24 protein-coding genes are annotated in these 26,189 nt (G+C 65.4%); 5 read left to right on the top strand and 19 right to left on the bottom strand.

The features are described from left to right. The first annotated feature begins 3 nt into the window (after positions 1-3). Complete coding sequence (locus QDT69_RS20635; RefSeq protein WP_279708303.1) at positions 4-477, top strand: heme-binding protein; 474 nt, start codon at positions 4-6, stop codon at positions 475-477. On the opposite strand, the gene QDT69_RS20640 is transcribed toward QDT69_RS20635, so the two are convergent. Together QDT69_RS20640 and QDT69_RS20645 are read right to left on the bottom strand one after the other, a co-directional pair. Continuing rightward, positions 467-2,086 carry a bifunctional 3-(3-hydroxy-phenyl)propionate/3-hydroxycinnamic acid hydroxylase gene (locus tag QDT69_RS20640; protein ID WP_279708304.1) on the bottom strand — a complete coding sequence of 540 codons (1,620 nt, stop codon included), beginning with the start codon at positions 2,084-2,086 and terminating at the stop codon, positions 467-469. The genes QDT69_RS20635 and QDT69_RS20640 overlap by 11 nt on opposite strands. A gap of 1 nt (position 2,087) precedes the next feature. Then, complete coding sequence (locus tag QDT69_RS20645; RefSeq protein ID WP_279708305.1) at positions 2,088-3,083, bottom strand: VOC family protein; 996 nt, start codon at positions 3,081-3,083, stop codon at positions 2,088-2,090. A 263-nt stretch (positions 3,084-3,346) separates the two neighbouring features. On the opposite strand from QDT69_RS20645, the gene QDT69_RS20650 reads away from it, so the two are divergent. After that, on the top strand, positions 3,347-5,308 hold the full coding sequence (locus QDT69_RS20650) for an EAL domain-containing protein (RefSeq protein ID WP_279708306.1): 1,962 nt from the start codon (positions 3,347-3,349) through the stop codon (positions 5,306-5,308). Between the two features lie 21 nt (positions 5,309-5,329). Here QDT69_RS20650 and QDT69_RS20655 read toward each other — a convergent pair whose 3' ends face one another. From QDT69_RS20655 to QDT69_RS20685, 7 genes are all read right to left on the bottom strand, one after another. Further along, entirely contained in the window at positions 5,330-6,310 is a 981-nt protein-coding gene (locus tag QDT69_RS20655) for a PDR/VanB family oxidoreductase (protein ID WP_279708307.1), read from the bottom strand. A 12-nt stretch (positions 6,311-6,322) separates the two neighbouring features. Further along, the gene (locus QDT69_RS20660) at positions 6,323-7,069 is read right to left on the bottom strand and encodes a GntR family transcriptional regulator (RefSeq protein WP_050424033.1); all 747 of its coding nucleotides are present in this window, start codon (positions 7,067-7,069) and stop codon (positions 6,323-6,325) included. Between the two features lie 5 nt (positions 7,070-7,074). Next, positions 7,075-8,124 (bottom strand): aromatic ring-hydroxylating dioxygenase subunit alpha, encoded by a 1,050-nt coding sequence (locus tag QDT69_RS20665; RefSeq protein WP_279708308.1) that lies wholly within the window; start codon positions 8,122-8,124, stop codon positions 7,075-7,077. Positions 8,125-8,372: 248 nt separating this feature from the next. After that, positions 8,373-9,338: a DUF2778 domain-containing protein gene (locus tag QDT69_RS20670; protein WP_279708309.1), complete on the bottom strand. Its 966-nt coding sequence runs from the start codon at positions 9,336-9,338 to the stop codon at positions 8,373-8,375. 290 nt (positions 9,339-9,628) lie between these two features. Continuing rightward, positions 9,629-12,010, bottom strand: coding sequence for an EAL domain-containing protein (locus QDT69_RS20675; RefSeq protein ID WP_279708310.1), 2,382 nt, complete (start codon positions 12,008-12,010; stop codon positions 9,629-9,631). A gap of 146 nt (positions 12,011-12,156) precedes the next feature. Further along, complete coding sequence (locus QDT69_RS20680) at positions 12,157-12,567, bottom strand: DOPA 4,5-dioxygenase family protein (protein WP_279708311.1); 411 nt, start codon at positions 12,565-12,567, stop codon at positions 12,157-12,159. 22 nt (positions 12,568-12,589) lie between these two features. Continuing rightward, entirely contained in the window at positions 12,590-13,210 is a 621-nt protein-coding gene (locus QDT69_RS20685) for a class I SAM-dependent methyltransferase (RefSeq protein WP_279708312.1), read from the bottom strand. A 185-nt stretch (positions 13,211-13,395) separates the two neighbouring features. On the opposite strand from QDT69_RS20685, the gene QDT69_RS20690 reads away from it, so the two are divergent. Next, positions 13,396-14,100, top strand: coding sequence for a hypothetical protein (locus QDT69_RS20690; protein ID WP_279708313.1), 705 nt, complete (start codon positions 13,396-13,398; stop codon positions 14,098-14,100). Positions 14,101-14,716: 616 nt separating this feature from the next. Here the strand turns inward: QDT69_RS20690 and QDT69_RS20695 are convergent. Next, positions 14,717-15,370 carry a PilZ domain-containing protein gene (locus tag QDT69_RS20695; protein WP_279708314.1) on the bottom strand — a complete coding sequence of 218 codons (654 nt, stop codon included), beginning with the start codon at positions 15,368-15,370 and terminating at the stop codon, positions 14,717-14,719. Positions 15,371-15,747: 377 nt separating this feature from the next. On the opposite strand from QDT69_RS20695, the gene QDT69_RS20700 reads away from it, so the two are divergent. Further along, positions 15,748-16,584, top strand: a complete 837-nt coding sequence (locus QDT69_RS20700; protein ID WP_279708315.1) for an enoyl-CoA hydratase — start codon at positions 15,748-15,750, stop codon at positions 16,582-16,584. A gap of 218 nt (positions 16,585-16,802) precedes the next feature. On the opposite strand, the gene QDT69_RS20705 is transcribed toward QDT69_RS20700, so the two are convergent. From QDT69_RS20705 to QDT69_RS20740, 8 genes are all read right to left on the bottom strand, one after another. After that, a complete protein-coding gene (locus QDT69_RS20705; RefSeq protein WP_279708316.1) occupies positions 16,803-17,585 on the bottom strand; it encodes an SDR family oxidoreductase in 783 nt (260 codons plus the stop codon). An 86-nt stretch (positions 17,586-17,671) separates the two neighbouring features. Further along, positions 17,672-18,595 carry an NAD(P)-dependent oxidoreductase gene (locus tag QDT69_RS20710; RefSeq protein ID WP_279708317.1) on the bottom strand — a complete coding sequence of 308 codons (924 nt, stop codon included), beginning with the start codon at positions 18,593-18,595 and terminating at the stop codon, positions 17,672-17,674. Beyond that, positions 18,595-19,464 (bottom strand): hypothetical protein, encoded by an 870-nt coding sequence (locus QDT69_RS20715; RefSeq protein WP_279708318.1) that lies wholly within the window; start codon positions 19,462-19,464, stop codon positions 18,595-18,597. The genes QDT69_RS20710 and QDT69_RS20715 overlap by 1 nt, the downstream gene beginning before the upstream one ends. Before the next feature lie 20 nt (positions 19,465-19,484). Beyond that, the gene (locus QDT69_RS20720; RefSeq protein ID WP_279708319.1) at positions 19,485-20,231 is read right to left on the bottom strand and encodes a TetR/AcrR family transcriptional regulator; all 747 of its coding nucleotides are present in this window, start codon (positions 20,229-20,231) and stop codon (positions 19,485-19,487) included. Positions 20,232-20,290: 59 nt separating this feature from the next. Further along, on the bottom strand, positions 20,291-21,169 hold the full coding sequence (locus QDT69_RS20725; protein ID WP_279708542.1) for an SMP-30/gluconolactonase/LRE family protein: 879 nt from the start codon (positions 21,167-21,169) through the stop codon (positions 20,291-20,293). Positions 21,170-21,204: 35 nt separating this feature from the next. Then, positions 21,205-22,275, bottom strand: coding sequence for a galactose mutarotase (locus QDT69_RS20730; RefSeq protein ID WP_279708320.1), 1,071 nt, complete (start codon positions 22,273-22,275; stop codon positions 21,205-21,207). 2 nt (positions 22,276-22,277) lie between these two features. Continuing rightward, positions 22,278-23,207: a Gfo/Idh/MocA family oxidoreductase gene (locus QDT69_RS20735; protein WP_279708321.1), complete on the bottom strand. Its 930-nt coding sequence runs from the start codon at positions 23,205-23,207 to the stop codon at positions 22,278-22,280. A 237-nt stretch (positions 23,208-23,444) separates the two neighbouring features. After that, positions 23,445-24,470, bottom strand: a complete 1,026-nt coding sequence (locus tag QDT69_RS20740; protein ID WP_279708322.1) for a histone deacetylase family protein — start codon at positions 24,468-24,470, stop codon at positions 23,445-23,447. A gap of 151 nt (positions 24,471-24,621) precedes the next feature. Here QDT69_RS20740 and QDT69_RS20745 point away from each other — a divergent pair, with 151 nt between their 5' ends. Next, a complete protein-coding gene (locus QDT69_RS20745; RefSeq protein WP_279708323.1) occupies positions 24,622-25,233 on the top strand; it encodes a TetR/AcrR family transcriptional regulator in 612 nt (203 codons plus the stop codon). A gap of 4 nt (positions 25,234-25,237) precedes the next feature. Here the strand turns inward: QDT69_RS20745 and QDT69_RS20750 are convergent, their stop codons facing one another. Then, on the bottom strand, positions 25,238-26,182 hold the full coding sequence (locus tag QDT69_RS20750) for a fatty acid desaturase (protein WP_279708324.1): 945 nt from the start codon (positions 26,180-26,182) through the stop codon (positions 25,238-25,240). Between the last annotated feature and the right edge of the window lie 7 nt (positions 26,183-26,189).

Raw genomic sequence — 26,189 nt, forward strand, 5'->3', positions numbered from 1 at the left:
GCGATGAGACAGACATTCAAGCTTGAACTTGCCGAAGCCCGCCACATGATCGCCGCCGCGATCCGTAAATCCGCCGAAATCGGCGTTGCGGAGACGGTCTGCGTGACCGACGACGGCGGCTATCCGCTGGCGCTGGAGCGGATGGATGGCGCGCGGATCACCGGCCCGCAGATCGCCTGGAACAAGGCGTTCACCGCAGCCGGCCACAAGCGCTCCACCCATCTGTTCAACCAGCCGCCGAACGGACCCGCCCTGCCCGGCAATGAGGCCTTCGGCATCCAATGGAGCTTCGACGGAAAGTTTGCCGTGTTCGTCGGCGGCTTTCCGATCGTCGTCGACGACGAGGTGGTCGGCGGCATCGGGCTCAGTGGCGGCAACGGCGAGCAGGACACCCAATGCGGCGTCGCGGCGCTGCAGGCCTTGCAGGAGCTGCTGCACGGCCACCGCGTTCTGGTCGCGGCCGATATCAAGAAGTGACGGGATTCGCCGGAATTGATGAGGGCGCCGCACCCAGAGCTTCCAGCAGTTGACCGACGAGCAGATTGAGCTCGTCGGCATTGCCGGCGGCCCCGAACACGTAACGATCGGGCCGCACGATGACCGCCGCGGCGCCGTGTTGCCGCATCCAGTCGGCGAACAGACCGTCACGCTCCACCACGCTCAGAACGCCGTCGGCATCGCCGCTTTCACCCGACGTGGTGATGACGACGCGCTCGCCGGCGAGATGCTGCCATGCGGCACGGGATTCGTCCGACAGCCACGCCATCGGCGCCGCGGCCGCCGTCACGATCGCAAATTCCGGTTTCAGCAGATCGTCGAGCCGGCAGGTCCGCCCGTCCGGCGCGCGCACATGCGGCTGCACGAACAGCCGCCCGGCGAGATCGGTATCGCGCGCGATCAGGCCGGACACGAGATCGGGGATGAATTTCTGTCTGATGGTTTCGGCCGTGCCCGCCTTCAGGTCGGCGCGCAGCCGCACGTCGCGCTCAGCGGCGGCCGCTGGATCGAGCTCGCCGATGATCTTGCCGAACTCCTTGGCGCTGGCGACGACGGCGCGAACATGCGGCTTGCGCTCGATCTCGTAGCTGTCGAGCAGCGTCTCGCCAGCGACGCCGCGCAGCACCAGCCTCAGCTTCCAGGCGAGGTTCACGGCATCACGGATGCCGGCGCACAGCCCCTGCCCGAGGAACGGCGGCGTCTGATGCACGGCATCGCCCATCAGCAGCACACGACGATCGCGCCAGCGCTGGCCGAGCAGAGCGTGGAAGCGATAGACCGCCGAGCGCCAGATCGTGAGATCGGAGATGTCGGTGAAGCCCTGCAACAGCCGCACCACATTGTCGGGTGCGCCGGCGGCTTCCGGATCCTCGCCCGGCAGCAGCTTGATCTCCCAGCGCCGCAGATTGCGCGGGCCCGGCACGAAGGTGCCGGGACGCGACGGCCAACAATACTGAAAACTCCTGGCCGGCCGCTTGGCGGGATCGCTGGTCAGCGTGTCGACCACCATCCACCATTCGTCGAAGGCGAGATCTTCCAGGCCGACGCCGAGCTGCTTGCGCACGAAGCTGTTGGCACCGTCGCAGCCGACCAGATATCGCGCGCGGATCAGGAACTCCTCGCCTCGCTCGCGCCGCGCGGTCAACGTCACCGCGCCGTCGTCCTGCTGCAGCGCCACGCCGGCCGCCGCGAGGAAGACGTCGGCATGCGTATATTCGGCGAGCTTGTCGCGCAGCGCCTGCTCGAGATCGGGCTGCACGAAGGTCACGTTCGGGATCCAACCGAGCGGAAACGGCGGCGGCATCGGATCGAAGATCTTGATGATCTCGCCGTCGACGCCGAGATAATGCGATCCTTTGTGCGGCGCGATCGCCTGCTCCATGAAATCGCCGAGCCCGATCGCCTGCAGCGCGCGCAGCGCCTCGTGATCGAGCGTGATCGCGCGCGGCTTGTCGTAGATGTCAGCGACGCGCTCGACGACGGCGACGCGCAAGCCGGCTTTCGCCAGCAGATTGGCGAAGATGGCGCCGACCGGCCCGAGGCCGACGATTGCCACATCATAGGTGGGATTTGCGACGGACAACGACATGCTACTTCGCGAGGTAGCTCTCGAGCGTCAGCGGCATCGGCTTCATTTGCGGCTCGCGGATCGGAACATCGGCAAACGGCGTCGCCTCCTCGAACCAGGCCTGCCGCGCCGGCAAGCCCCATGGAAACGAGATCTTATGGTCGGACGGATCCCAGCCGATCGGCTCGTTCTCGATGTCCATGATCTGGTAGTGGGTGTTGAACAGTTCGACGCGGTGCCCGTCGGGATCGCGCATATAGACATACATCGCGTGTCCCGGCCCGTGCCGCCCCGGGCCGCGTTCGACGGCCGCGCCATAGCCGAGCTCGCCGGCGAGATCGCAGGCGTTCAGCAGATGGTGCACCTCGGGCGCGAGGAACGCGAAATGATGCAGCCGCGGTCCCGCGCCGTTGAACAACACGATGTCGTGCGGATTGCCCTTGCGCTGCAAGAATACGCCGCGCAGATCGAAGGTGCCGGCGGGCGCGATATACTCGCTGAGCCGAAAGCCGGCCGCAGTGTAGAACTCGCACGCCTTGCGCACGTCCGGCGTCAGCACCTGATAGTGATCGAGCCGCAGCGCCGAGCCGCCGGCATGGCGGCTGAATTGGGTGATCATGCGCAGCTCGACCGGCATGGTCGCACAGAACTCCAGCGGCGTGCCGGCCGGATCGGTGGCCTGCAGCGTGCGGCCCTGGTGCGGCACCTCGGCCCAAGCAGCGCGACAGCCATGCGCCTCGAAGAAAGCCTTGAGCTTGTCGAGGTCGTCGTCTTGAAACACCCGCAGGCCAAGCCGTGCGCAGACGGCGTCCGCGCCCTTGCGCAACACAAGGCTGTGATGGCAGGCCTCCTCGACGCCGCGGAAGTAGAGCGCATCGCCCTGCTCCGCGGTCAAGATCAGCCCGATCACCTTTTCGTAAAACTGCCGGCTCGTCGCGAGGTCGCGGACGGTCAGGACCACATGGCTCGCCCGCGTGATACGAAACCCGGGATCGTGGTTCGTGGTCGGCAAGCTCATGTGCACCTTCTGGTTTTGCCGTTCGCGGCAACCCAACTCATTGCGAAAAACCGGCAGGCGATCAAGCAGCGTGGTGGGCAAACTCTGCCGGTCCGTGACGTCGCGTCACGCATTTGTATCGATTTGTTAGCAATGCCCGCCCGTGGAACCGAAACGTGAGCCCACCGTGGCACGGTCTGTTCCAATAGTTCATAGTTTGTCAAAGGTTTGCAGAGAATTCTTCGGCGCTGCGCCACGGCCAACCGCGCAGGCAACGTGGTGAGATGCGTACCTATCTCAGATCATATTTCGCGGCCCTGTTCGCGGGTGACCTCGCGGTCTTCGGCGCACCACCGACGGATGAAGCGCTTGCCGGCCACATCCGCGCCGAGCAGGTGTCGCTCGTGCTCGGCTATTCCTTCGGCATCATGCTGGCCAACGCCTGCAACGCGATGGTGCTGGCCGCTGCACTCTGGCAATCGCCCGATTGGATCTTTGCGCTGGTGTGGGCCGCCGCCGTCAGCGGCGCGGCGCTGCTCTTCGGCCTGCAGGCGCGTGCGTCGCGCCGCATCGCCAAGCCGCAATTCGTCTCGCGCCGGACCATGTACCGGCTGGTGCGCAATGCGGTGGCGCTCGGCGCCGCCTGGGGCGTCGTCCCCGTTGCCTTCTTCGCCAACGCATCGAGCGGCGCGCAATTGGTGATCACGTGTCTCTGCGCCGGAATGCTGGCCGGCGGCGCCTTCGCCTTCTCCACCATCCCGATCGCCGCGATCGCGTTCACCGCGCCGATCTTCGTCGGCACTGCGATTTGCCTCGGCCGGGACGGCGACTTCATCTATCTCCTGATGGCGGTCCTCGTCCTGGTCTACGGCTCCGTGCTGCTGCGCGGCGTCTTCGTCAATGCGTTCGAGTTCCGCCGGCGCATCATCGCCCAGCATGAGGCCGAGCGGACGGTGCGGCAGGATCCGCTGACGCATCTGCCGAACCGCGTCGCCTTCAACGAGGCGCTCAACGGCGCGCTGAACCGATTGTCGCGCTCGGGCGAGGAATTCGCCGTGCTGCTGCTCGATCTCGATCGCTTCAAGGAGATCAATGACAGGTTCGGCCGTCCGGCGGGCGACGAATTCCTGGTGCAGGTCGCGGCCCGGCTGCAGCGCTGCACGCGCGCGGCCGAGCATGTCGCGCGGATCGGCGGCGACGAGTTCGCGCTGATCATGTCCAATCTGACCCGGCCCGAGGACGTGCTCGCGATCGCCGAACGGTTCGTCGCAGCCTTCGCCGATCCATTCCCGATCGACGGATTCGAGATATCAAGCGCGATCAGCATCGGCATCGTGCTCGCGCCGCGGGACGGCAACACGTCGCACGATCTGCTCAAGCATGTCGACATCGCGCTCTACCGGGCGAAGAAGACCGGTCCCGGCACGATCTGCTTCTTCGAGGCGAGCGACGACCAATCGGCGCGCGACCGCCGCGCGTTGCAGCGCGATCTCGAACAGGCGATCGAGGCGAACCAGCTGTTTCTGGTCTACCAGCCGTTCCTCGACATCCGCAAAGGCCGCATCACCGGCTTCGAGGCGCTGCTACGCTGGCAGCATCCGGTGCGCGGCCTGATCCCGCCGAGCGTCTTCATTCCGATCGCCGAGGAGAGCGGACTGATCCACCAGCTCGGCGAGTGGGTGATCCGCCACGCCTGCGCGATGCTGTCGCGCTGGCCAGACGACATCAGGATCGCGGTGAATTTCTCCGCGGTCCAGTTCCAGAACGTCGGCATCCTGCAGACCATCGTCGAGGCGCTTGCGGAGGCGAATGTTGCGCCGAACCGGCTCGAGATCGAGATCACCGAGTCGATGCTGATCTCGAAATACGGATCGGCGCCCGCGATCCTGAACGGGCTGCTCGAGCTCGGGCTAACGGTCGCACTCGACGATTTCGGCACCGGTTTCTCGTCGCTGACCTATCTGCGCAAGCTGCCGTTCAGCCGCATCAAGATCGATCAATCCTTCATCCGGGACATGCTGACCCAGCCGGATTGCGCGGCAATCGTCAAATCGGTGATCGGCCTCGCGCAAGACCTGCAGATCGGCGTCGTCGCGGAAGGCGTCGAGACCGCCGATCAGCTCGAATATCTGCGCCAGACCAGCTGCGACGAGGTCCAGGGCTACCTGATCGGCCGGCCGATGTCGGCCAGCGAGATCACCGCGCTGCTCGATCACGATCCGCAGCACTCGGTGCACGCGGCGTAGCCCGATCGAGCGCCGCGCGCGTCACGGAACGTCGGCGCGATGCAGTGTGTCCACCGTGATGGTGCCGCGCGCACGCGAAACGCACGCGCAGATCTTGCGGCTTTCCCGCTTCTGGTGCTCGCTGAAGAAGACGTCGCGATGGTCGATTTCGCCGTCGACAGCGACCACATCGAGCGCACAGACGCCGCATTCGCCGCGCCGGCAGTCGCTCATCACCTCATGACCGGCGTCGTTGAGCACGTCCAGCATCGAGCGGTCGTGCGGGATCACGAACTCGGTACCCTCGCCCGCAAGCCGCACCCGGAACGCCTCGGTCGGCAACAGCCCGCTCGATCCAAAGGTCTCGTAACGCAGATCGGTGATCGCCCGGCCTGACGCTTCCCAGGCACGCCGGGCCGCATCGAGCATCCGCATCGGGCCGCAGAACAATGTCATCGTATCCTGCGGCAGGTTTGCGAAGACGCGCTCGAGATCGAGCCGCCGGCCCTCGTCGCCGGCATGGACGATCAGGCGCTCGCCGAGCAGACCTTCGAGCATGTCGAGATAGGCCGCATCGCCGCGCGTGCGCACGGCATAATGCAGCGTGACCCCGGCGTCACGGCGGGCCAGCGCCTGCGCCGCACCGACGATCGGCGTGATGCCGACGCCGCCTGCGATCAGGCAGAACTGCCGCCGCGTCCAGTCGAGCTGCACCAGCGAGGCGGGCTGCGTGATGTTGAGCCGCGCCCCCGGCGCGAGCGACCACATGTAGCGCGAGCCGCCGCGGGAATCCGGCGCGCGCCGCACCGCGATCCGGAAACCTTTCGGATCGACTTCGCCGACCAGCGAATAGGAACGGGTCTGCGGCTGGCCGTCGATGGTGACGCCGACATCGATATGACTGCCGACGGGATAGGGCGCGCCGGTGAAATGATCCGGCCGCAGCAGGAACTCGCGGATCGCAGGCGTGAGATCGCGCACAGCTAGCAGCGTCGCTGATGTCCAGGTTTCAATGAATCGCATGGCGCGCTCCGCTCAGCCGGATGTGATCAGCGCCAGCGCCGGCAGCAGATCGAGGTGAGTGCGGTTGCGCAGCGCCAGCCGCAGATTGCGCGCCGCAAGCCGGGCGTGCTCGCGCATGACCGCTTCGGCGCGCGCACCCTCGCGGTTCTCGATGGCGTCGACCACCACGCGGTGATGGTCCTGCGCGATCAGCAGGATCTGGCGCGCCTCGGGCAGGGCCGATTGCGCCATCACGAAGCCGCTCGGCGAGGCGAACGGCAGCGCCGAGGCGCGGTCGATCTGCCGGATCAGCGGCGGGCTGCGCGACAGCTCGGTGAGCAGCGCATGGAAGCGCGCGTTGAGCGCGACATAGGACGAAAACGCTTCGACCGAGATCGGATCCTGCCGCACCAGGCCGTCGATCTCGTTGAGGCATTCCTTGAGCGGCTCGAGATCGCGCGACGAGACGCCGCGCTCGGCGGCAAAGCGCGCAGCCAGCCCCTCCAGCGTGCCGCGCAGCTCGATCGAATCGAGAATGTCGCGCTCGGAAAACGCCTTGACCATGAAGCCGCCGGACGGGATCGCCTCCAGCAGGCCTTCCTCCTCCAGCCGGACCAGCGCCATCCGCACCGGCGTGCGCGACACCCCGGTGATCTCGACCGCCTGCAGCTCGGAGATGCGCTCGCCCGGCCGCAGCCGGCCGGAGAGCACGAGGTCGCGCAGCGCAAGCTGCGCCCGCACGGTCTGCGACACGGAGCGATCGGTCTCGCGTTCCGCCATGCCGCCTACTCCGCCGCCTGCATCTGCTGCGGCGGATTCTCCTTCGCCACCATGCGGTCGATGACGCGACGCGCCCACATCGCGCCGGCATCGATGTTGAGATTGTAGAATACGCGGTCCGGATTCTCGTCCATCGCGCGCTGCTGCGCCTCCAGGATGATCTCGTCCTCGTGGAAGATGCCGGCGACGCCGTCGCGGATTTCGCTGGTCAGGCGCTGCTCGGTGATGCGGTGATTGCGGACGAAGGCCCAGAAGTAATGGCAGGTCTTCTCGGTCTCCGGCGTGATGGTGTTGAGCACATAGCCGTTGACGCCCTGCGAGCGATCGCCCTCCGGCGCGCCCGATCCGGCCGGCGCAACGCCGACATCGATATTGACGGTGCACGGCGCCTCGAAACGGATGATCTGCCAGCGATCGATCGGGCCCGGCTTCTGCAGCTGCTTGGCCCAGAACGGCGGCGCCTCGATGCCCTGCATCCAGCGCGTCACGGTGACGGTCTTCTCGCCATGGGTGACATCGAACGGCGCTTCGGCGACCGCGTCATTGCCGATGCTCGAGCCGTGCACGAAGGTCTCGTGCGTGAGGTCCATCAGATTGTCGACGACGAGTCGGTAGTCGCATTTGACGTGAATGGTCTTGCCGTCGCCGGCCCAGGCCGGATCGTGGTTCCAGTGCATGTCGGGCACCAGCGCCGGATCGGCCAGCGCCGGATCGCCCATCCAGAGCCAGATGAAGCGGTGACGCTCGACGACGGGGTAGGCGCGCACGCAGGCCGACGGATTGATCGTCTCCTGCGAGGGCATGAAGGTGCAGCGGCCCTGCGCATTGTATTTCAGGCCGTGATAACCGCAGACCACGGTGTCGCCGTCGAGCCGGCCCTTGGAGAGCGGCACCAGCCGATGCCAGCAGGCATCCTCGAGCGCCACCACCTCACCGTCACCCTTCCGGTACATCACGACATGCTTGCCGCAGATCGTTCGCGGCAGCAGCGCGTGCTTGATCTCGGCATCCCAGCCGGCCGCGTACCACGCGTTCATGGGGAAGGGTTTTGGCATCGTTCGCTCTCTCAGCATCTCCTCGGATACTGAATGTATACATCACTGACTTATATCGTGCAAGTAACGGTATTATAATACTTTAATTGCCATACTCGTATACATAAACTGATATCTGCTAGGTATGAGAGCTTTGCCTGAACGTTCCATCACGCACACGGCGCATCGCCGGCGCTTTCGCGCCGGAGGCGAGGAGACATACTGAATGCTGAAGGACTTGATGCGCCGAACAGCGCCGGCGCGCGGCCTTAAGAGTTCGACGCCGAGCGGGTCGAGGCCGACTGAACATCCCTGATGCTGATGACGACGGCGATGCGCTTGATCGTGCCGCTGCGGTAGGCCTGCAGGAACTTGTCGTAGTGCTTGACCGAGATGCAGCCGTTGGAGTCGCCGTTCGGCCCGAGCATGTAGCTGTGGACCAGCAGGCCGACGCGCCCGAACGTATCGCTGCCATCGACCGGCGTCATGCGCAGCGCCGGCACGCCGTGGAACAGCTTTTCGCGCGGCTTCATCTCATAGATGCCGGGCGGCGTTGCACCGGCGTTGCGGGCGTTCACATGCGCCGGATCGTCGAGCAGATTGCCGAGCCCCGAATGCGCTTCGAACTTGGTGCCGTCGGGCATGTACACAATGCGGCCGGTGATATCGTAGACCGCCGTGGTGCTGTCATAACCGAGCTTGCCGAGATCGGGGCTCGGGCCGGACAACAGGCCGTCATTCGGATCGACCGAGGCCAGCTGAATCTTGCCCGGCATCATGTCGGCGATCTTCTGCAGGAACGTCCGGTTGTCGCCCTGCTGCACCGGCGCCTGCGGCGGCAGCGGCTGATCGTTGCGCGCGAGCAGATTGGCCTCGGCAGGGCGCGACCGCGGCATCGGCACGGCGGGTGCGGTCGTCACCGTGGTCGTTGCGGCGACCGACGCCGTCGCCGGCTCGCTGCTGCTCGGCAATTCGGTCTGCGTGTCACGCAGCTGACCAGACAGCGCGTCCTCGATCTGACCGAACTCGGAATTGAAATCGCCGCGGCTCGAACGGAACCCGCGACGCAGAGGATAATAGAGCGAAGCCGTGTTGATCGTGGAGCGAGATCCGAAGCGGTCGTCGAAATTCAACGAGGCGGTGGTGTTGGCGAGTGCCGGTCCATGCAGCCATGCGGTCGGATCGATGCCGACCATCCAGGCGGCAAGGCCAGACGACAGGACGAGCGCGCTCACAGCGAACGCCGTGCTGCCCACCAGAGACATGCCGCGGCTTGACCTACGCCCGGCAGCTTTCGTCGTACGTTGACCCATCATCCCCAAGTTCGGTGTTCTGGGGCCTGTTAGCCGGCCCACGTGGGATTCACCGATCACTCATCATATCAGGGAATTAGAGTAAGGCATAATCGAGACGAAGCCGGCAACGACAGGTTTTTTAACGTTTTTCGGATGGAAAGTGCCAGGGAATCAGTCCCGTAAGGGCTGAAACGGACGAAAAAGTCCCGATTCGGGACAATTTCGGCGACTCAGGCGATCTTTTCTTCCCGCAGCGTCAGCACCGGGACCGGCTTGCCGATCGCGTAACCCTGGACGTAGTCGACCCCGATCTGGCGTAGCTCGTCCAGGATCGCGAGGCTCTCGACGAACTCCGCGACCACCTGCTTCTGCATGATCTTGGCGGTCTTGGTGATCATCTCCACCATCGCGCGATCGACCTTGCTGTTGAGGATCTCCTTCACGAACGAACCGTCGATCTTGATGATGTCGACCGGCAGGTGCTTCAGATAGGCGATCGAGGACATGCCGGTGCCGAAATCGTCGAGCGAGAAGCTGCAGCCGATCTCGCGTAACCGCGCGATGAACGTCTGCGCCTCGTCGAGATTGGAGATCGCGCTGGTCTCGGTGATCTCGAAACAGACCAGCGCCGGCGGGACGTCGTGCTGCGCGAACAGCCCGGCGACGAAATCGACGAAGTCGCTATCACCGATGGTAGCGCCAGACAGGTTGATGGCGTAGCTCGCGATCTTGCGCGGATGGTGCTTGCGCTCGGCGATGATCTCGAAGGCGCGGCGCACCACCCAGCGGTCGATCAGCGGCATCAATCCGTAGCGCTCGGCGGCGGGCAGGAAGCTGCCGGGCGGCACCAGGGCGCCGTTCTCGTCGCGCAGGCGCAGCAGCAGCTCGCGCCGGTCGTTGCCCTTCAGCACGCCGTTCACCGGGCGGATCTCCTGCTCGTAAAGGCAGAAGCGGCCCTCATCCAATCCCTTGCGGATGCGATTGACCCAGCTCATCTCGGCGACCCGCACCGCCATGCCGGTATCGGACGGACGGTGCTCCTGGACGCGGTTGCGTCCCTTGTCCTTGGCAAGGAAGCAGGCGACGTCGGCAAGCCGCAGCGCGTCCTGTACGCCGGCGCTGTCGGCAAGCGCGACCAGGCCGATGCTGGCGCTGATCCTGAAGCTCGAGCCCTCATGAACGAAGTTCGACTGCTCGACCACCGCCCTGATCCGCTCCGCGACATCGGCGGCAACGTCGTGCGTGGCAGAGCCGTCGTCGCGCAGCAGAATGCCGAATTCGTCGCCGCCGAGACGCGCAACCAGCCCGCTGTCGCCAACCTCGGCGGTCAGCAACCGCGCCACCTGTCTCAGCAGCCGGTCGCCGGCCATGTGGCCGCAGGTGTCGTTGACGATCTTGAACTGATCGAGGTCGATCAACATCAGATCGGCGCCAACAGCCGGTGCGCCCGACATCGCCTTGTGCAGCTCGAACTCGAACTGCCGCCGGTTCGCAAGGCCGGTGAGCGCGTCATGCGAGGCGGCCCACGCCAATTCCTCGACCAGCCGCCGCTCGGCGGTCATGTCGTGAATGATCATGACGCGGCCGGACGGCTCACCTTCATGCACGATCGGCGTCTCGACCACCGAGACCGGCACGCTGGATTGATCCGGCCGCACCAGCAGCCGCTGCTGCGGCCGGCTTTCGTCATCGCCATCCGCGCTCTGGAACGATCCGCGCACCGGCTGCTCGGCGATGTTGAACAGCGATGAAAGCTGCCATCCGGTCACGTCCTGCCCCGCCGCGATCAGCCGCTGCGCGGCGGCGTTCATGTAGCCGACGCGATCGTCCTGCGTGGTCACGATCACAGCATCGCCGATCGAGGCCAGCGTGAGCTGGGCGCGCTCCTTCTCGACCGCGAGCGCGGCCTCGGCAAGCCAGCGCCGCCACAGCATCCGCCGCGTGTGGAACAGCACGATGCCGGCAAGGCAGGCCGCGATCACGAGATTGACCAGCAGCAGCAGTGCGGAGACCTGACGCGACGCCTTGCCCAGTTCGTCCGAGAAATCGACGGCAAGCGTGCTCAGCGCGGCATCGACCGCACCGATCCGCTCGGCCCAGTGCTTGATGGCCGCAGCCGAGGGATCATGCAGCGCGACGTCGTTCGCGGCCTCGTTCCTGATCTCGATCAATTGATCGAGCAGCGCATCCGAATTCCGCCACGCCGTCACCGCGCCGGCCACGTGGTGCATCTTGCGGAAGTATTTGAACAGCCAGATCAGGCCACCGATGTCGTCATCGTGATTGCCCGCCTTGGCGAAACCGGCGCGGGCCACGGCGTCGTTATTGCCTGGCGATTCCAACGCGCGCCGCGCCGTGCGATCGGCCAGCGGCACCGCGATCGCGGCGTCGAACTTCTGCAGATAGAGCGGCGCGCCGGTGCTGACATAGGTCTGGAGATAGTGAATGGCGTCCTTCTGCCCCTTCGACCACATGCTTTCGCCCGCCACATAGGCCCTGACCGCGGACATCACCTGCAGGCTGCCCGCCGACAGGCCGCCCAGCAGCAGCACGATCGCCAGCAGAGGCCCGACGACCCGCCACAGCGCCCAGCTTCGGAATGAAAAGAACATGCCCAATGCGCCCAACCCTGAAATAGTCGGGTGAGCCTAGGAACGGTGACTTAACCTCACGTTGCAAAACGCGATGAGTTTGAAACGACTTGGTTGTAATTGAATTACGTCAAACTTTACGCACCCGGCGACCGGACCCGCAGCGGTCATGGGCGCAATGTCGGCGACGTATTCGGCGCCGGTGCCTGCTCCATTTCGGCCTCTTCGGGCAATTTGTCGGCATGGACGGCGAGCGGCGCGCCGATCCAGAGCGGATCGTCGCGATGATCGCGGCGCGGATTGGTCGTGTTGGGATGGACCAGGATGCTCAGGCTGCCGTGGTTGAGCATCAGCCACGGCACCAGGGTCGGAAACAGCTCGGCCGCAAACGCCACCTGATACATCGCCTGATCGTGCGGGCCGACCTTGACGTCGTGCCAACGCCCAAGCGTGACCAGGAAACGCTCGCCCATCCAGGTGCGCAGGCGCTCAGCCTCGCCCCGGCTGGTTGCGGGATCGTAATAGACATGGGCGTGATAGCTCGCGATCTCGGCGATCGTCCGTGGCGCGTCCGTCATCTCACCTCTCCTCCCGCGGCTGTCACCTGCGCCGCAGCACACTGAACTGGAACGACTGCGTCGCGCCCCAGGGCGTGACGTGCCGGTGCGCCTCATGCGCAATCAATTCGAATGCCGGACCGATGGCCCGGCCGAGCGTTGCGGGATCATAGCGCTGCACCGGCAGCCCGCTGCATTTCTCCGGACCGTCCAGCGCGAAGGTGCCGATCACGGCGTGGCCGCCTGCCTTGACGCCGCGATGCAGCCGGTCGAGATAGGCCGCGCGGTCGTTCTCCTCGACCAGAAAATGAAACGCCGCACGATCGTGCCAGATGTCGAAGGCCCGCGGCGGCTGCCAGACCGTCGCATCATCGGCGACCCAGCGCACCGCATCGCCTGTCGCGCCAATGCGCTTCCGCGCGCTCGCCAGCGCCGCCTCGGAGAGATCGAGCACGGTCAGATCGTGGAAGCCATTCGTCAGCAGCGCATCGACGAGGCGCGAGGCCCCGCCGCCGATGTCGATGATCGACGCGTCGCGGCTCGGCGCCACGGATTCGATCAGGCGTAGCGAAGGCTGCGGATCGGCTTGCGACCAGCTCACCTGCTGCTCGCCCTTGGTCAGATAGACGGTCTGCCAATGCGATTGGCGATCAGATGCGGTCATGGCGATACGTCCCGAAAGCGGCAGCAACCTGCGTTGCGCGCGGTTAACCATGAGCTAGGCGCGGCGCTATCCCGCGTCAACCGGCAGCAGCCGGCACACCCGGCCGCATGGCGGCAAATGCCGCATTTGCATCGCCGCATTTTCCATCTAACCTGACCGGCAGGTTGAGATCGGGGCGCCCGGGGATGGCCAATTTCGGCTGGACACGCGTCAACAAGCCTGCACAAGCGGAGGATGCCGCCAGCGACTTGCGCGGCCTCACCGACCCATCCGCGTTTCTCGCCGCGCTCGACAAGGTGGTGCCGCGCTATCTCGATCTCGCCGACAACGGCGTGCTGGTCTATCCTGCCTGCAAGCGCAAGCCCGGCGACCTGCTCGGCGATCCCAGGGCGATCTGGGAGCACACCCGCCTCGAAGCGATGCGCTACGTCCCGATGGTGCCGCGCAAGGATACCGCACTGCTGACCGATCCGGCCCGCCAGGCCGAGACGATCGATGCCTTCCTGCGCCAGCGCGCGCATGACAACACCGTTGTCGATTTCACGGGAACGGCGATCGAGGACTACGGCATCGCGATCTATGCGGCGCTGAACTGGCTGAACCATTGCGGCGCCATCGTGAACGCCGATCCGCAGAAATTCTCCGGCACGCTGCGAAGCTTCCGCAAGGTCATGGTCGTCGCCCGGCAGTGGTGGGCGCTCGACGGCGCCGCGGAGCGCTGCCGGCAGATGCTGGAGGCGCGCGAGCGGCCGCCGCTGGTGTTCTTCCTGCTGTGGGCCGAATGCACCAACCTGGCACGCGAGATTGCGATCGCGGCGGCCGGTGCGACTGCTGCCGAGGACAGCATCGCGCGCATGCGCGCAGCCGACGATCCGGAACAACTGACGTAGCGAAGAGGCCGGCGCTGTCCTGGTTAGGACACTCGCTCGCTATGGGAATTAGGACACCCGTTAAGCATGCTGGAAAAAAGCTGCAAATGATTTACGTTTGATTCACATACTTTAATTGACTGGCTCAGGCTTTGATTCGATCATTCAAACACTGGGCAGGCTGTTTCATTAAGATCAATTTACAAGCCCAGAAGGGGCCGTCTATTACCCGACAAGCGGCGGTTCGGCGTGAGAATGGGAATAAAGAACGGCCCCGGCGATGAAGCTTCGCTGGGGCCGTTTCTTCGCCGGCGGTTTTAGGTCGCGCTCGCTGCCATGCCTATGTGAATGCGGGAACGGTTATCCGGCCGCACACAAGTCCCATGTTCGATCAGATCGACGTCGTCGAATGCGCCGGCTCTGGGTTGATCGGCCTCGCTCTAGGCGCGGCCTACATCCTCATGTCCTAAAGCCACCTCTTGGATGACACGTAAACTTGGCCCCAGCTTGTGCCCCCTCGCTGGGGTCGACGAATCTAAAAGTGAAAGAGGCCGCCACTGAGCGGCCTCACCGTAGACCAATCCGAGCCACGGCCATCCAATACGAACAGCACCAAGAAGCCGGCGGAGCCCGATGGTCAGGCAACAGGGTCCGCGTCGGCGGACACCACCAGCAGATCCTTGGACTTGCGCGCGATCAGGCGGCCGAGATCGCCCTGCTTGTAGGTCTCGACGAACTTGATGGCGAAGCCGTTCGGCAGATGCCGGACCACGCGCCCGACACAGGCACCGATCGCCAGCGGCATGCCGATCGGCGGCTGCACCTCGGAGGACACCGCGGCGCCCGACAGCGACATATCGATGATGAAGCAGCTCTGCACGGTGCCGTCCGCCAGGGTCAGCATCGCGTGCGGCGCGACGGGAACGAAACGCCGATTGTTGCGCGCCTCGCGGACGCTCGGATCCTTCTGCTTCTTCTCGATCCAGGTCAGCTTGTCGGCGAACTTCTCGCGCCTTGCATGCGTCATCTCGAGCTCGAGCAGGAAGCTGCCGCTCATCGTGTCGGTGATGCAGCCCTCGAACTTGCCGAACTCCTCGAAATACGAGGTCAGCCGGTCGCCGACCTTGCCGACGACGGGCACGTCCACGATCATGCGGAACGGCGAGACGCGCGTGGTCCGGCAGGCAAACGTGCGCAGCTTGCCCTGCGCATCGTACCAGTTCGGCAGCGTGTAGCTGCCGTTGACCGCGATCCTGACCGCGCGTTGCTTGAGGAACTTTTCGACAGACACGACTTGACCTCGCCCGAGGCGATGTGAGTGCACGGAGGTCAGGGCAGACCGACATCCGGGTCGGTCTGGTGGTGGAGACATCCGCTACCGACGCGATGGCAGCGGGAAGGCTGCGGCACGCGTCCCAGCGCGCCGCGGGAGGGTCCTGGCGCGCAGGTGCGTACAGTCGTACCGTCGAAAAACTAGGGAAAAGTTAAACCGGGACGGAGCGCGGGCGGCGCACTCTATGGCGCAAGCCTTACGCGGCAGTTCATTTTGCGAGCCGTACAACTACCGGGAGAGTTGCCGCACGCCGATGCAATCGCGCCGTGCCCTAAACCGGCTGCCTCGGCTACCGGCCGGGTGCTAGGCTTGGCCAAAATCAGAGCGGACCTCACATGGCAAATATCACGGCAAATATCTCGGCAAACATCTCGGACAAATCGCTTGCCGACGGCAAGATCCTGCAAAGCGTGGTCGACGGCGTCGGCGTCATCACCTTCAACAATCCCGGCAAGCGCAACGCGATGTCGCTGGAGATGTGGGAAGGGCTCGGCGAGGCGTTGATCGCGCTACGCGACGATCCAGCCGTCCGCGTCGTGATCCTGGTCGGCGCCGGCGACAAGGCCTTCGTGTCGGGCGCCGATATCAGCCAGTTCGAGAAGACGAGACACAACGCTGAGGCCTCCGAGGAATATTCCCGCCGCAGCGCCGCCCAGCGCGCCTTGCTCGCGGATTACCCGAAGCCGACCATCGCCTGCATCCGCGGCTTCTGCCTCGGCGGCGGCATGCAGGTCGCGATGCTGACCGATATCCGCATCTCCGGTGCCAGCGGCCAGTTCGGCATTCCCGCCGCCAAGCTCGGCATCGCCTATGGTTATGACGGCTTGCGCCATCTGGTGTCGCTGGTCGGCCCGTCCTGGGCGCGGCTGATCATGTATACCGGCATGCGGATCGATTCCGCGGAAGCGCTGCGGATCGGCCTCGTCGATCGCGTGCTGCCGGATGCCGAGCTTTGGGACGCGACCATGGAGATCGCGCGCACCATCTCGGGCAACGCACCGCTGGCGATCAAGGCCGCCAAGATCACCATCGCGCAGGTGCTGAAGGATCCCGCCGATCGCGACATGGCCGCGATCAGGCAGATCGGCATCGACTGCATGGACAGCGCGGATTTCCGCGAAGGCCGCAACGCCTTCATGGAAAAGCGCAAGCCGCAGTTCAAGGGCCGGTAGAGCGTTTTCGAGCGAAGTGGCTGCCGGTAAAGTGCGTCAAAAACATCCGCTGTCATCGCCCGGCTTAACCGGGCGATGACAGATGCGGATGAGAACGCCGCCTGCATGATTTCTGAATATTAGAAATATATCCCTGAGTTGCCCGACGCGTCAAGTCCCCGGCTCGACGGCCGGCCGCTACTTTGCATGGGGTTGTTTTCGATATTTCGGCAGCGCCCCTACTTCTTGTCGTGGACCGGCACCGTGTAATTGAGGATCAACCGGCCGCCGTCGGGATAGATGGTCTGGCCGGTGATGTAGGAGGCATCGTCGCTGGCGAGGAACGCGACCACCGAGGCAACCTCGCTCGGCTCGCCGCAGCGGCCGACCGGGGTGCGCGACAGCACGCTGCGCCGCGCGTCCTCCGACGAGAAGATCGCGGTTGCCACCATCTCGGTCAGGATCGTGCCGGGCCCGACCGCCACGACGCGAATGCCGTGCGGCGCCAGCGCCACGGCGGCGACCGAGGTGAGCTGCTTCATCGCGCCCTTGGACATCGCGTAGGTCGCAAGCGAGGGGATCGCGAGCAGCGCATTGACCGATGACATGTTGACGACGACGCCGCCACCGCCCTGCGCAATCATCTGGCGCGCCGCGGCCTGCACGCCGAAGAAGGCGCCCTTCAGGTTGATCCCCATCACGTCATCGAACTCGGCCTCGGTGATGTCGAGAAAGTCGCGGTTGCGCGCGACGCCGGCATTGTTGACCATGACGTCGAGCCGGCCGAACTCCTTCACCGCCGTGGCGACGATGCGATCAACGTCGGCGCGCTTGCTGACATCGGCTTCCACCGCCCGCAGCTGATCGACATGTCCGAGTTCCTGGGCGGTGTGGACCAGCCCGGAGGCATCGACGTCCGAGATGACGACCCTGGCGCCATCGGACAGGAAGCGCGCGGCACAGGCCTTGCCGATGCCGCGCGCCGCTCCGGTGATGGCGACGACCTTGCCGGAATTCTTCATGGGAGTGCCTCCAAAACAAAGCTGTTTACGGAGCAATAGCGCATTGCGCGGCGGCAGGGAACGCGGCGGATTCTCCGCGCGATGCGTCAGGACTTGATGCGCGCGAGAATCCGATCGGCCTCGATCCGCCAATCGGCGCTGCGGGCGAAGTCCGCCGTGCCCTTAGCCCCGAACACGCCCTCATCGGCAAGATCGGCGATCCAGCTTTGCCGCTCGGCGGTCCCCGACGCGGACCATGGCGTCAGCCCGGCCTCGCGCACGGTCTCCGCCACCTCGCACACCTCCTCGGCGCGCCGCCGGCCGTGCTCGATCACCCGCTGGAAGAAATAGGCGCCCTGCTTCTCCCAGTCGACGCCAGGGAAGGTCTCCTTGAGCGAAGCCAGCACGGCGTCCTCGACGCCATAGGCGCGCGCGGTGGTAAAACTCTCGATCACCATCGCTTCCAGGCCCTTGATCATGATGCTGCGGCACATCTTGACCGCCGAGGACACGCCAAGCTCGTCGCTTGCAACCTTGGCGGCGAAGCCGAGCGCGACCAGCAGCGGCGCCAGCTCCCGCGCGCCCTGGCCGCCGAGCAGCAGCGGCACCTTGATCCGGTACGGCGGCAGTGAGGTCATCACCGCGCCCTCGACATAGCGGCCGCCGGCGCCATCGATGTGGGCCGCCGCGCGCTGCTTGGCGCCGGGCGAGGCCGAGTTGAAATCGAGGAACCAGGCGCCCTTCCGGATTGCGGGCGCGCAGGCCCCGGCCACCGGCACCGCCTGGCTCGCCGTCACCGCCGAGATGATGAAATCGGCGCGCGCCGCGAGATCGGCATGCGATTCCGCAAGCGCGACGCCGTTCTTCGCGGCGTGTGCACGCAGCGGCGCGTCCTGCCCGCGGTCGAGCTTGATGTCGTAGGCGGAGACCTTGATGCCCTCTTTGCGAAGATCTTCGGCCAGGATGCGGCCGACCTCGCCATAGCCGAGCATGCCGATCTGCCACTGTCGCGGATCGCTGGAGATGGTCATCAGTTCAAGTCCCGTGTTGTGTCGTCGAACAGCTCGTCGACCGTGACGCGCCGGGGGATCAACGCCTGCTGGGCGCAATAGTCGATCATCAGCTCGAGCGCCTTGCGGTTCGCCTCGACGCCGAACGGCACCATGTCCGGGACGCCAGGCGGTCCAGCCTCCGCCTTGCTGCGCTTCAGGAGATCGTAGAGGCTCCGCACCACATCCGGCCGCGACGTCGCGAGCCGCGTTGTCACCACCACCAGGTGATTGACCGGCACGACGCCATGCCGCGCGTACCACCGCGCCGCCTCCGCGGCCGGATCGGCGAACAACGGCTTGAGCGCCGGATCATTCGAGGTCTCGCCCAGCACGGCGTCGAGTTCACCATCCCTGAGCATCTGGATGATGCTGCTTCCCTTCGGGGCGCGCTCGGTGCGGTCGACATATTCGGCGACATGCGGGTCCTCGAAGGTCACCCAATTGATGCTGTCGAGGTTGACGCCATGGTCGTTGGCGAGGATGCCGCGCATCCACGCTCCGGTCGTGGTCGTGAACGAGCGGATACCGACCCGCTTGCCTTCGAGATCGGCAGGCGCAAGCGCGCCGCGATCCGCGCGACAAAGCGCGTGGCCGTGCTGGAAGCGGCCGACCATCGCCGCCGGCAGCAGCACCAGCGGCTTGCCGTACGCCCTTGCCATCAGATAGGTCACGATCGCCATCTCGCAGACGTCGAACGCCTGCTCGCGCACCATCGACTTGAACGCGGCATTGGTCGGCGTGAACTCGGTGAAGTCCAGATCGAACAGATCCGAGCCCAGCTCACCGCGCTTCGCCGCCTGGACGTGCGGGTGATTGCCAAGCACCGTGCGCAACCGAAGCTTCTCCATGGCGACGAACTCCGCGGGGGTCAGGTCAGCGCCCGTCCTTGAGTAACGCCCGGCGCCTTGCGCGGTGGGGGTGTCGCCGGATCGAGCGGCGCGGCTTGCAGCGCGGCGACCGTCGCGCGCACCAGCTCCTCGATGGCATGGCCGGCATCGGTGCCGTCGGCGCTGCCGCGCGACAGGCGCGAGACGCGCTCCGGCGTCACCAGCGTGTAGTAGAGCGCGCCGAGCAAGAAGTGGCCGCGCCAGACCAGATCGGTCCGCGGAATGTGCGGCAGGCTCTCATGGATCGCGTCGATGAAGGCATGGCTGGTGTCGTCGAAGGTCTGCGCGATGATCTTGCGCACCACCTCGTTGCCCTCCGCCGACATGATCGCGCGCAGCCGCGTGAACCGCGTGCCGCCGCCGGCAAGGTCGCTGCCCGAGGTGAAGGCCGGCAGCACATAGGCGCGCACGATCGCCTCGAGCCGGTCCTGCAGGTCGCGCACCCGCCGCGCCGCCGCCAGAAGCTCGGAGCGCCGCCGGTTCATCGGGCCGCAATGGCGCCGATAGATTTCGAGCAGCAGGCCGTCCTTGGTCTTGAAGTGATAGGTCACGCTGCCGGGATTGGCGCCCGCGGTCTGTGCGATGTCGCGCACCGAGACGGCGTTGAAGCCGTAGGTCGAGAACAACTCCTCCGCCGCGGCGAGGATCGCCTCGCGCATGTTCGGCTTGCGCGTGCTGACGGCCTTCGCGTCGGCCTTTGCGTTGGACTTGGCGGGCTTGCGGACCATATTTGTACTATCGTCCAAATATTCAGGTCGCGTCAACAAGGCGGCCCGCGGGCCCGCGATCAAGACAGTTTGACGTCGGGCTCGGCCCGGCCGCGTGCCGCCGCATCGAGCAGAAAGGTCTGGCCGTGGCCGGGATCAGCCGCGCGCTGCGCTTCATCCATGTCCTGCCAGGCAGAAGTGACCAGCACGCGCGAGAAATCGCGGCCGACAAAGGCCGGGCAGCTCGATTGCTTCGCCGGCACCTTCAGCGAGCGCAGATGCCGGCCAGAGGGATCGTAGACGTCGACGCAGCCGCCGCCCCAGCGCGCATTCAAGATCATGCCGTCGGCGTCGACGATCGCGCCGTCGAGCCCGCCGACGCCTTGATGTCTGATCAAGTCGATCGGCTCGCCCGTCGGCAATCCCGTTGCTGGATCGAGCGGTACGCGATGCAGCACGTTGGTCGCGGTGTCGGCGAAGTAGCCGACGTCGCCCGCGGGCGAAAAGCACATCGCATTCGGGATCGTAATCCCGGGATAAAGCCGCGTGATGCGGCCGCGGTGCAGCGCGTAGATCGCGCCGGCGCCCTGCTCGGCCTGGCGCCCCATGGTGCCGAGCCAGAAGGTGCCCGACGGATGCACGCGTGCATCGTTGGAGCGCGTCACCGCATTGTCGGCCTCCAGCGCGGCAAACAGCTCCAGGCGTCCGCCCGCAACCTGCCGCACATAAAGTCCATCTTCGGTCAGGATCAGCTGCCGCTCGCCATCGATCCGCGCCAACGCACTCGCCATCTTCGGCAGCGCGTGAATGATTGTGCGGCCATCTGCAAAACGATGCTCGAACAGGCGACGCTCGCGGATGTCGAACCACCAGGCGGTATCGGTCGATGCGTCATAGGTCGGGCCTTCGCCGAGATGACAACGCTCGGCCGACAGCACGGATGTCGGCACCTCTTCCATCAGCGGCTCGGCGGCACGGTCGGTCATTGCGTCACTCACACGGTTGAAAAGCGGTAGACGATACTGCGCCGGTAGATCTGGCCGGGATCGAGCCGCGCCGACGGGAAATCCGGCCGGTTCGGCGTATCCGGCCAGGCGTGCGGCTCGAGACACAGTGCGTCGGATTGCCGATAAAGCCGATCGCCCTTGCCGGCGGTCGAGCCGTCGAGGAAGTTGCCAGAATAGAACTGCAGTCCCGGCTGATCGGTGAACAGCTCCATCACGCGGCCGCTGTGCGGCGCCTCGAGCCGCGCGGCGAAGCGAAGGCCCGTCCCCGAGGCCAGACAGAAATTGTGGTCATAGCCGCGCCCGAGCCGCAGCTGCTCGTCATTCATCCTGATCCGCTCGCCGATCGCTGTCGGCTTGCGGAAGTCGAACGGCGTGCCGTCAACCGGGCGCGGCGATTCCGGTAACGGAATCGCCGTGGCATCCACCGCGAGAAAGTGGTCGGACGCGATCGTCAGCCGGTGATCAAGGATCTCCATGCCCGAGCGCGCGCCGTCGAGATTGAAGAAGCTGTGATTGGTGAGATTCACGTATGTCGGCCGGTCAGTCGTCGCCTCGTAGGTGATCGAGAGCTCTATTGAATCGCGGACGCGATAGGTCACCCGCGTCGCGAGCGTGCCCGGATAGCCCTCCTCGCCATGCGGGCTCTCGCGCTCCAGCACCAGCGTCGGCTCCAGGTCATCTGATAGCTCGGCGATCCGCCACAGCTTGCGATCAAAGCCCTGCGGCCCGCCGTGCAGCGCGTTGGGGCCGTTGTTGGCCTCGAGGTTCACCGTCTCGCCATCGAGCACGAAGCGCGCGCCGGCGATCCGGTTGGCATAGCGCCCGATCGTTGCGCCGAAGAATTTACGCTGCGCGAGGTAACCGTCGAGCTCGTCGTGGCCGAGCACGACATCGTCGCAATGCCCGCTGCGATCCGGTGTGAGCAGCGCTTGCAGCGTGGCGCCGAAGGGAAGGATCGCGGCCTCAAAGCCGTGCGCGCCGCGCAATGTCACGCGTTCGACCATGGTGCCGTCGTGCAACTTGCCGAAGGGCGCGCGAGCAATGCTGGCTGATGTCATTTTCAGTCCTCGAACGCCTCGACGGGGCGCCGTCGCCCCAGCATGAAGCTATCAGCGACGAGCCGCAAGGGCGCGAGGTCGACGTCGGATTTTCCGTTCGACGTCAACGCGACGAAGCGGCGGTACAGCGCCGGATATTCCTCGTCAGTGGCATCGACCACCAGCCTGTTGCCGTCGCGTAGCTGCCGTCCGCCTTTCGACAGCGTCACCGGCCCGGCCTCGGTCTCGCACAGGATGTCCCAGCTCGGCGGCCCGCTCTGCCGAAAATCGAATTCGGCGTGGATCGGCAAGCCGTTCGCATCGGACAGTTCGATTGCTGCTGCAATCGGCGTCTCTCGATTGGCGGGAAAGTCCAGCACCGCACTTTTGACAAAGACCGGATACGGCAGGATCTCGGTCAGGATCGACAGCGCGTTGATGCCGGGATCGAACACGCCGGAGCCGCCCGGCTCGAAGATCCACGCCTGGCCGGGATGCCAGACGCGGACGTCTTCCTTCCAGATGATGGTGACCTTGCTGATCGTGCGTCCGGCGAGCAGTTTTCGCGCCGGACCCACCGCGGGTGCGTAGCGCGAATGCCATGTCGCAAACAATGTCCGGTTCGCCTCATGCGCGGCGGCAATCAGCGGCGTGAGCTCGCTCACCGTGGCGCCCGGCGGCTTCTCCAGCAGCACATGCTTGCCCGCGGCGAGCGCCGTGGCAGCCTGCACGTGACGCACCTGCGGGGGCGCGCACAGCGCGACCGCATCGAACTCCGGCCCGTCGCGCAACAACTCCGGCAGGTCGCGGAAATGCGGCAGGCCGGATGGAGTCTTGGCAGGATCGACCACCGCGACGAGTGCGGCGCCTGACGTCTTCGCGATCGCAGGCACGTGTTGCCGGCACGCGATCTCGCCGAAACCGACGATGGCGATGCGAAGCAGGTCGCTCATGGCCGTCCTCGCGTTGCTGCCCGCCGGGCCAGCCGATGCCGCCAGGCGAGATCATAAGCCAGCGCCGAATACCAACGGCATGATCCGGGTTTGGTTGCAATCGTGCAAGCCCACGACGCCTTGTTGTGGCACACGCGGCTGGGACATCGGTTCTGATCCATCGCAACCGATGCTCCAGTCTGTTGTTTCGACGGGCTTTCTTCACGCGAACCGGTCACCGTGTCATTCGAAACCACGCTAGCGCGCGGCCTCGAATCCGCCGAGCACCGCCGTCAGATTGGCACCGAGGATGTCGGAGAGATAGCCGCCCTCCTGGACCAGCACCGTCGGCAGTCCGAAGCGCGCCAGCGCCTCGCCGATCCGCCGGAAGCCGTCGGTGGTGACAGCGAGACCTGCGAGTGGATCCTTCTCGGAAGCGTCGAGACCGAGCGCGACCACGAGCGCGGTCGGCGCGAAGGAACGGATCGCCTTCTCCGCCAGAGCGAGCGCCTTGACGTAATCGTCGTCGCCGGTGCCCTTGGCGAGGGGAATGTTGAGATTGGTGCCGAGACCGGGCCCGGCGCCGCGCTCATGCGCATAGCCCCAGACGAAGGGGTAGAAGAACGACGGATCGGCGTGGATCGAAACGGTGAAGACATCGCCCCGTTCGTAGAAAATGCCCTGGGTGCCGTTGCCGTGATGCACGTCGACATCGAGGATCGCAACGCGCTCGTGCTTCTGGCGCAGATGCTCGGCCGCGATCGCGCCGTTGTTGAGGAAGCAGAAGCCGCCGGCGAGATCGCGGTAGGCGTGATGGCCGGGCGGACGGCACAACGCGTAGACAGCGTCCTCGCCGTCGAGCACCATCTGCGCAGCCGTGACCGCGACATCGCTAGAGGCGCACGCGCCGGCCCAGGTGCCGGGGCCGATCGGGGCCGCGGTGTCGACTGTGTGCCAGCCGAGCTTGCCGACGATGTGGGTGGGATAGGTGCCGGCGTTACGCACCGGATGCATGTTCGCGATCATCTCCGGTCCAGCATTGCCGAGCGCCGACCATTCGTCCCAGGCACCTTCGAGAAAGCTCAGATATTCGGGACTGTGCACCCGCGCCCGCGGCCCCTGCCCGAACTTGGTCGGCTCGATCAGCGTGTGCTTGCCGGCTTTCAGGCCCGCTAGCAGGCGGTCGGCGCGCTCGGGCTGCTCGGTGGTGCGCTGGACCACACCGCGGACCAGGAAGAACTGCGGATCATGGCTGCGGTGCAGATCACTGTAGACGGCCTTCACGGGACACTCCTGTTTGAACGGCGGCTGAGCTGGGTCTTCGCTGGCGCGTTGCACACTATCAGCGACAGCGATGATCTGAAACCGAGCGCGATTTCATGCTATGTCCGCATGCAGCGCAATGATTCAAAGACGCAGGACGCGAATTCCGGCCATGGCGGGCAGCAAGGCGGAGACCGAGGATGCGACGACGGGACGGCGCGGCCGGCCGCGCTCCGCCGCGACCACAGCCGCGATCTTGCAAAGCGCCTATACGCTGATGGCGACAACAGGCCTTGCCGCCACCACCATCGACGCGATCGCCAAACATTCCAACGTCTCGAAGATGACGATCTACAAATGGTGGCCGTCGCGCGAAGCCCTGCTGATCGATGCCTTCCTCGACCAGGCCTCGCGCGCCGTGCCGCTGCCCGAGGCGGGTGGTCCGTCGGCCCGCATCCGCCGCCATGTCGCGACCTATGTCGAGGCACTGCAAGGCGAATTCGGACGGGTGCAGCTTGCGGTGATCTCGGAATGCATCTCGAAGACCGGCACGGCCGAGCTGTTCTATGAGCGCTATCTCGGTCTTCGCCGCGCCAGGATGATCGAGATCATCGCTGCCGGCCAGAAGGACGGCAGCATCGGCGCGCCGGGCGTGCCGGGCGATATCTATGACGCGATCTATGGCAGCCTGTTCTATCGCTATGTCTTCGGCATCAAGCCGCTGACGTCCGCCTATGCGCGCAATCTCGTCAATCTGGTGCTGCGGCCTCGCGCCGACGCTTGAATAGTCAGGCAGAACGCTGACGGCGGAACCAGGCCCAGGTCTCGCGCGTCACGGCGCGGTAGTTGCGGCCGCGATAGACGATGTGGCCATCAACGATGGCGTTCAGCTTCGGCAACGCATGGAACGGCACCGTCGGATAGGCGTGATGCTCGACATGGTAAGGCATGTTCCAGGCGAACCACTTCATGATCCGGCCGGTCATCGTGGTGCGGGTGTTCTCGAACGCACTCCGCGTCCGCTCGCAACCGGTATGCTCGGCATAGAGATAGGGGCGCAGGATCAGCTGACCGGCCAGCAGCGGCACGATCCAGGCCCACAGCAGGATCGCACTGTGCAGCGCGAGCGATGCCGCCAGCAGCAACAGATAGCCGGCGAGATAGAGCCTTGCTTCCAGCACAATCGCGGCGCGCTTGTGCTGTGGAATCCACGGCACGATCACCTGTCCGGTGAGTGCGTGCCGAAACATCAGACGGATGCGGACCACTACCTGCAACAGTCCCGAATAGGCGATCGCGAGCTGGGTGTCAGACGCGGGCTTGGGACCGACGATCAACTCCGGATCTTTCTCCGGATCCTGGGTGTAGCGATGATGGTCCCAGTGAAACAGGCAGTAGTACTGGTAGGGCAATCCAATCATGAATGCAGACAGGTTGCCGACGACAAGATTGAGCGCATGACTGCGGAACGCCGTCTTGTGCGCGGTCTCGTGCACCACCATGAACAGGAACGCGACGAAGTACCCCTGGATGGCGATCAGCGGCAGCGCCCACGGCAGCCCGTAGCGCGACGCGACCAAATAGATCAGCGCGCCGATGACGACGATCATGCCGTAATGGCTTGCCGCGCGCACCGCGCCGGCAAGATTCGATTTGATCGACAGATCGCGGAGGATCAGCGGGCTGAGCGGCTTCAGGCGCGGTCCGGCGTCACTGGCTTCTGCGGTGCTCATGGTCGTC

Origin of the sequence: Bradyrhizobium sp. CER78, assembly GCF_029846235.1 — a bacterium.
Classification (GTDB): Bacteria; Pseudomonadota; Alphaproteobacteria; order Rhizobiales; family Xanthobacteraceae; genus Bradyrhizobium.

Excerpts from the sequence above, each read along its gene's own strand:
- QDT69_RS20635 (WP_279708303.1), top strand. The coding sequence starts at position 4 with ATGAGACAGACATTCAAGCTTGAACTTGCCGAAGCCCGCCACATGATC.
- QDT69_RS20640 (WP_279708304.1), bottom strand. The coding sequence starts at position 2,086 with ATGTCGTTGTCCGTCGCAAATCCCACCTATGATGTGGCAATCGTCGGC.
- QDT69_RS20645 (WP_279708305.1), bottom strand. The coding sequence starts at position 3,083 with ATGAGCTTGCCGACCACGAACCACGATCCCGGGTTTCGTATCACGCGG.
- QDT69_RS20650 (WP_279708306.1), top strand. The coding sequence starts at position 3,347 with ATGCGTACCTATCTCAGATCATATTTCGCGGCCCTGTTCGCGGGTGAC.
- QDT69_RS20655 (WP_279708307.1), bottom strand. The coding sequence starts at position 6,310 with ATGCGATTCATTGAAACCTGGACATCAGCGACGCTGCTAGCTGTGCGC.
- QDT69_RS20660 (WP_050424033.1), bottom strand. The coding sequence starts at position 7,069 with ATGGCGGAACGCGAGACCGATCGCTCCGTGTCGCAGACCGTGCGGGCG.
- QDT69_RS20665 (WP_279708308.1), bottom strand. The coding sequence starts at position 8,124 with ATGCCAAAACCCTTCCCCATGAACGCGTGGTACGCGGCCGGCTGGGAT.
- QDT69_RS20675 (WP_279708310.1), bottom strand. The coding sequence starts at position 12,010 with ATGTTCTTTTCATTCCGAAGCTGGGCGCTGTGGCGGGTCGTCGGGCCT.
- QDT69_RS20680 (WP_279708311.1), bottom strand. The coding sequence starts at position 12,567 with ATGACGGACGCGCCACGGACGATCGCCGAGATCGCGAGCTATCACGCC.
- QDT69_RS20685 (WP_279708312.1), bottom strand. The coding sequence starts at position 13,210 with ATGACCGCATCTGATCGCCAATCGCATTGGCAGACCGTCTATCTGACC.
- QDT69_RS20690 (WP_279708313.1), top strand. The coding sequence starts at position 13,396 with ATGGCCAATTTCGGCTGGACACGCGTCAACAAGCCTGCACAAGCGGAG.
- QDT69_RS20700 (WP_279708315.1), top strand. The coding sequence starts at position 15,748 with ATGGCAAATATCACGGCAAATATCTCGGCAAACATCTCGGACAAATCG.
- QDT69_RS20705 (WP_279708316.1), bottom strand. The coding sequence starts at position 17,585 with ATGAAGAATTCCGGCAAGGTCGTCGCCATCACCGGAGCGGCGCGCGGC.
- QDT69_RS20710 (WP_279708317.1), bottom strand. The coding sequence starts at position 18,595 with ATGACCATCTCCAGCGATCCGCGACAGTGGCAGATCGGCATGCTCGGC.
- QDT69_RS20715 (WP_279708318.1), bottom strand. The coding sequence starts at position 19,464 with ATGGAGAAGCTTCGGTTGCGCACGGTGCTTGGCAATCACCCGCACGTC.
- QDT69_RS20720 (WP_279708319.1), bottom strand. The coding sequence starts at position 20,231 with ATGGTCCGCAAGCCCGCCAAGTCCAACGCAAAGGCCGACGCGAAGGCC.
- QDT69_RS20725 (WP_279708542.1), bottom strand. The coding sequence starts at position 21,169 with ATGGAAGAGGTGCCGACATCCGTGCTGTCGGCCGAGCGTTGTCATCTC.
- QDT69_RS20730 (WP_279708320.1), bottom strand. The coding sequence starts at position 22,275 with ATGACATCAGCCAGCATTGCTCGCGCGCCCTTCGGCAAGTTGCACGAC.
- QDT69_RS20735 (WP_279708321.1), bottom strand. The coding sequence starts at position 23,207 with ATGAGCGACCTGCTTCGCATCGCCATCGTCGGTTTCGGCGAGATCGCG.
- QDT69_RS20745 (WP_279708323.1), top strand. The coding sequence starts at position 24,622 with ATGGCGGGCAGCAAGGCGGAGACCGAGGATGCGACGACGGGACGGCGC.
- QDT69_RS20750 (WP_279708324.1), bottom strand. The coding sequence starts at position 26,182 with ATGAGCACCGCAGAAGCCAGTGACGCCGGACCGCGCCTGAAGCCGCTC.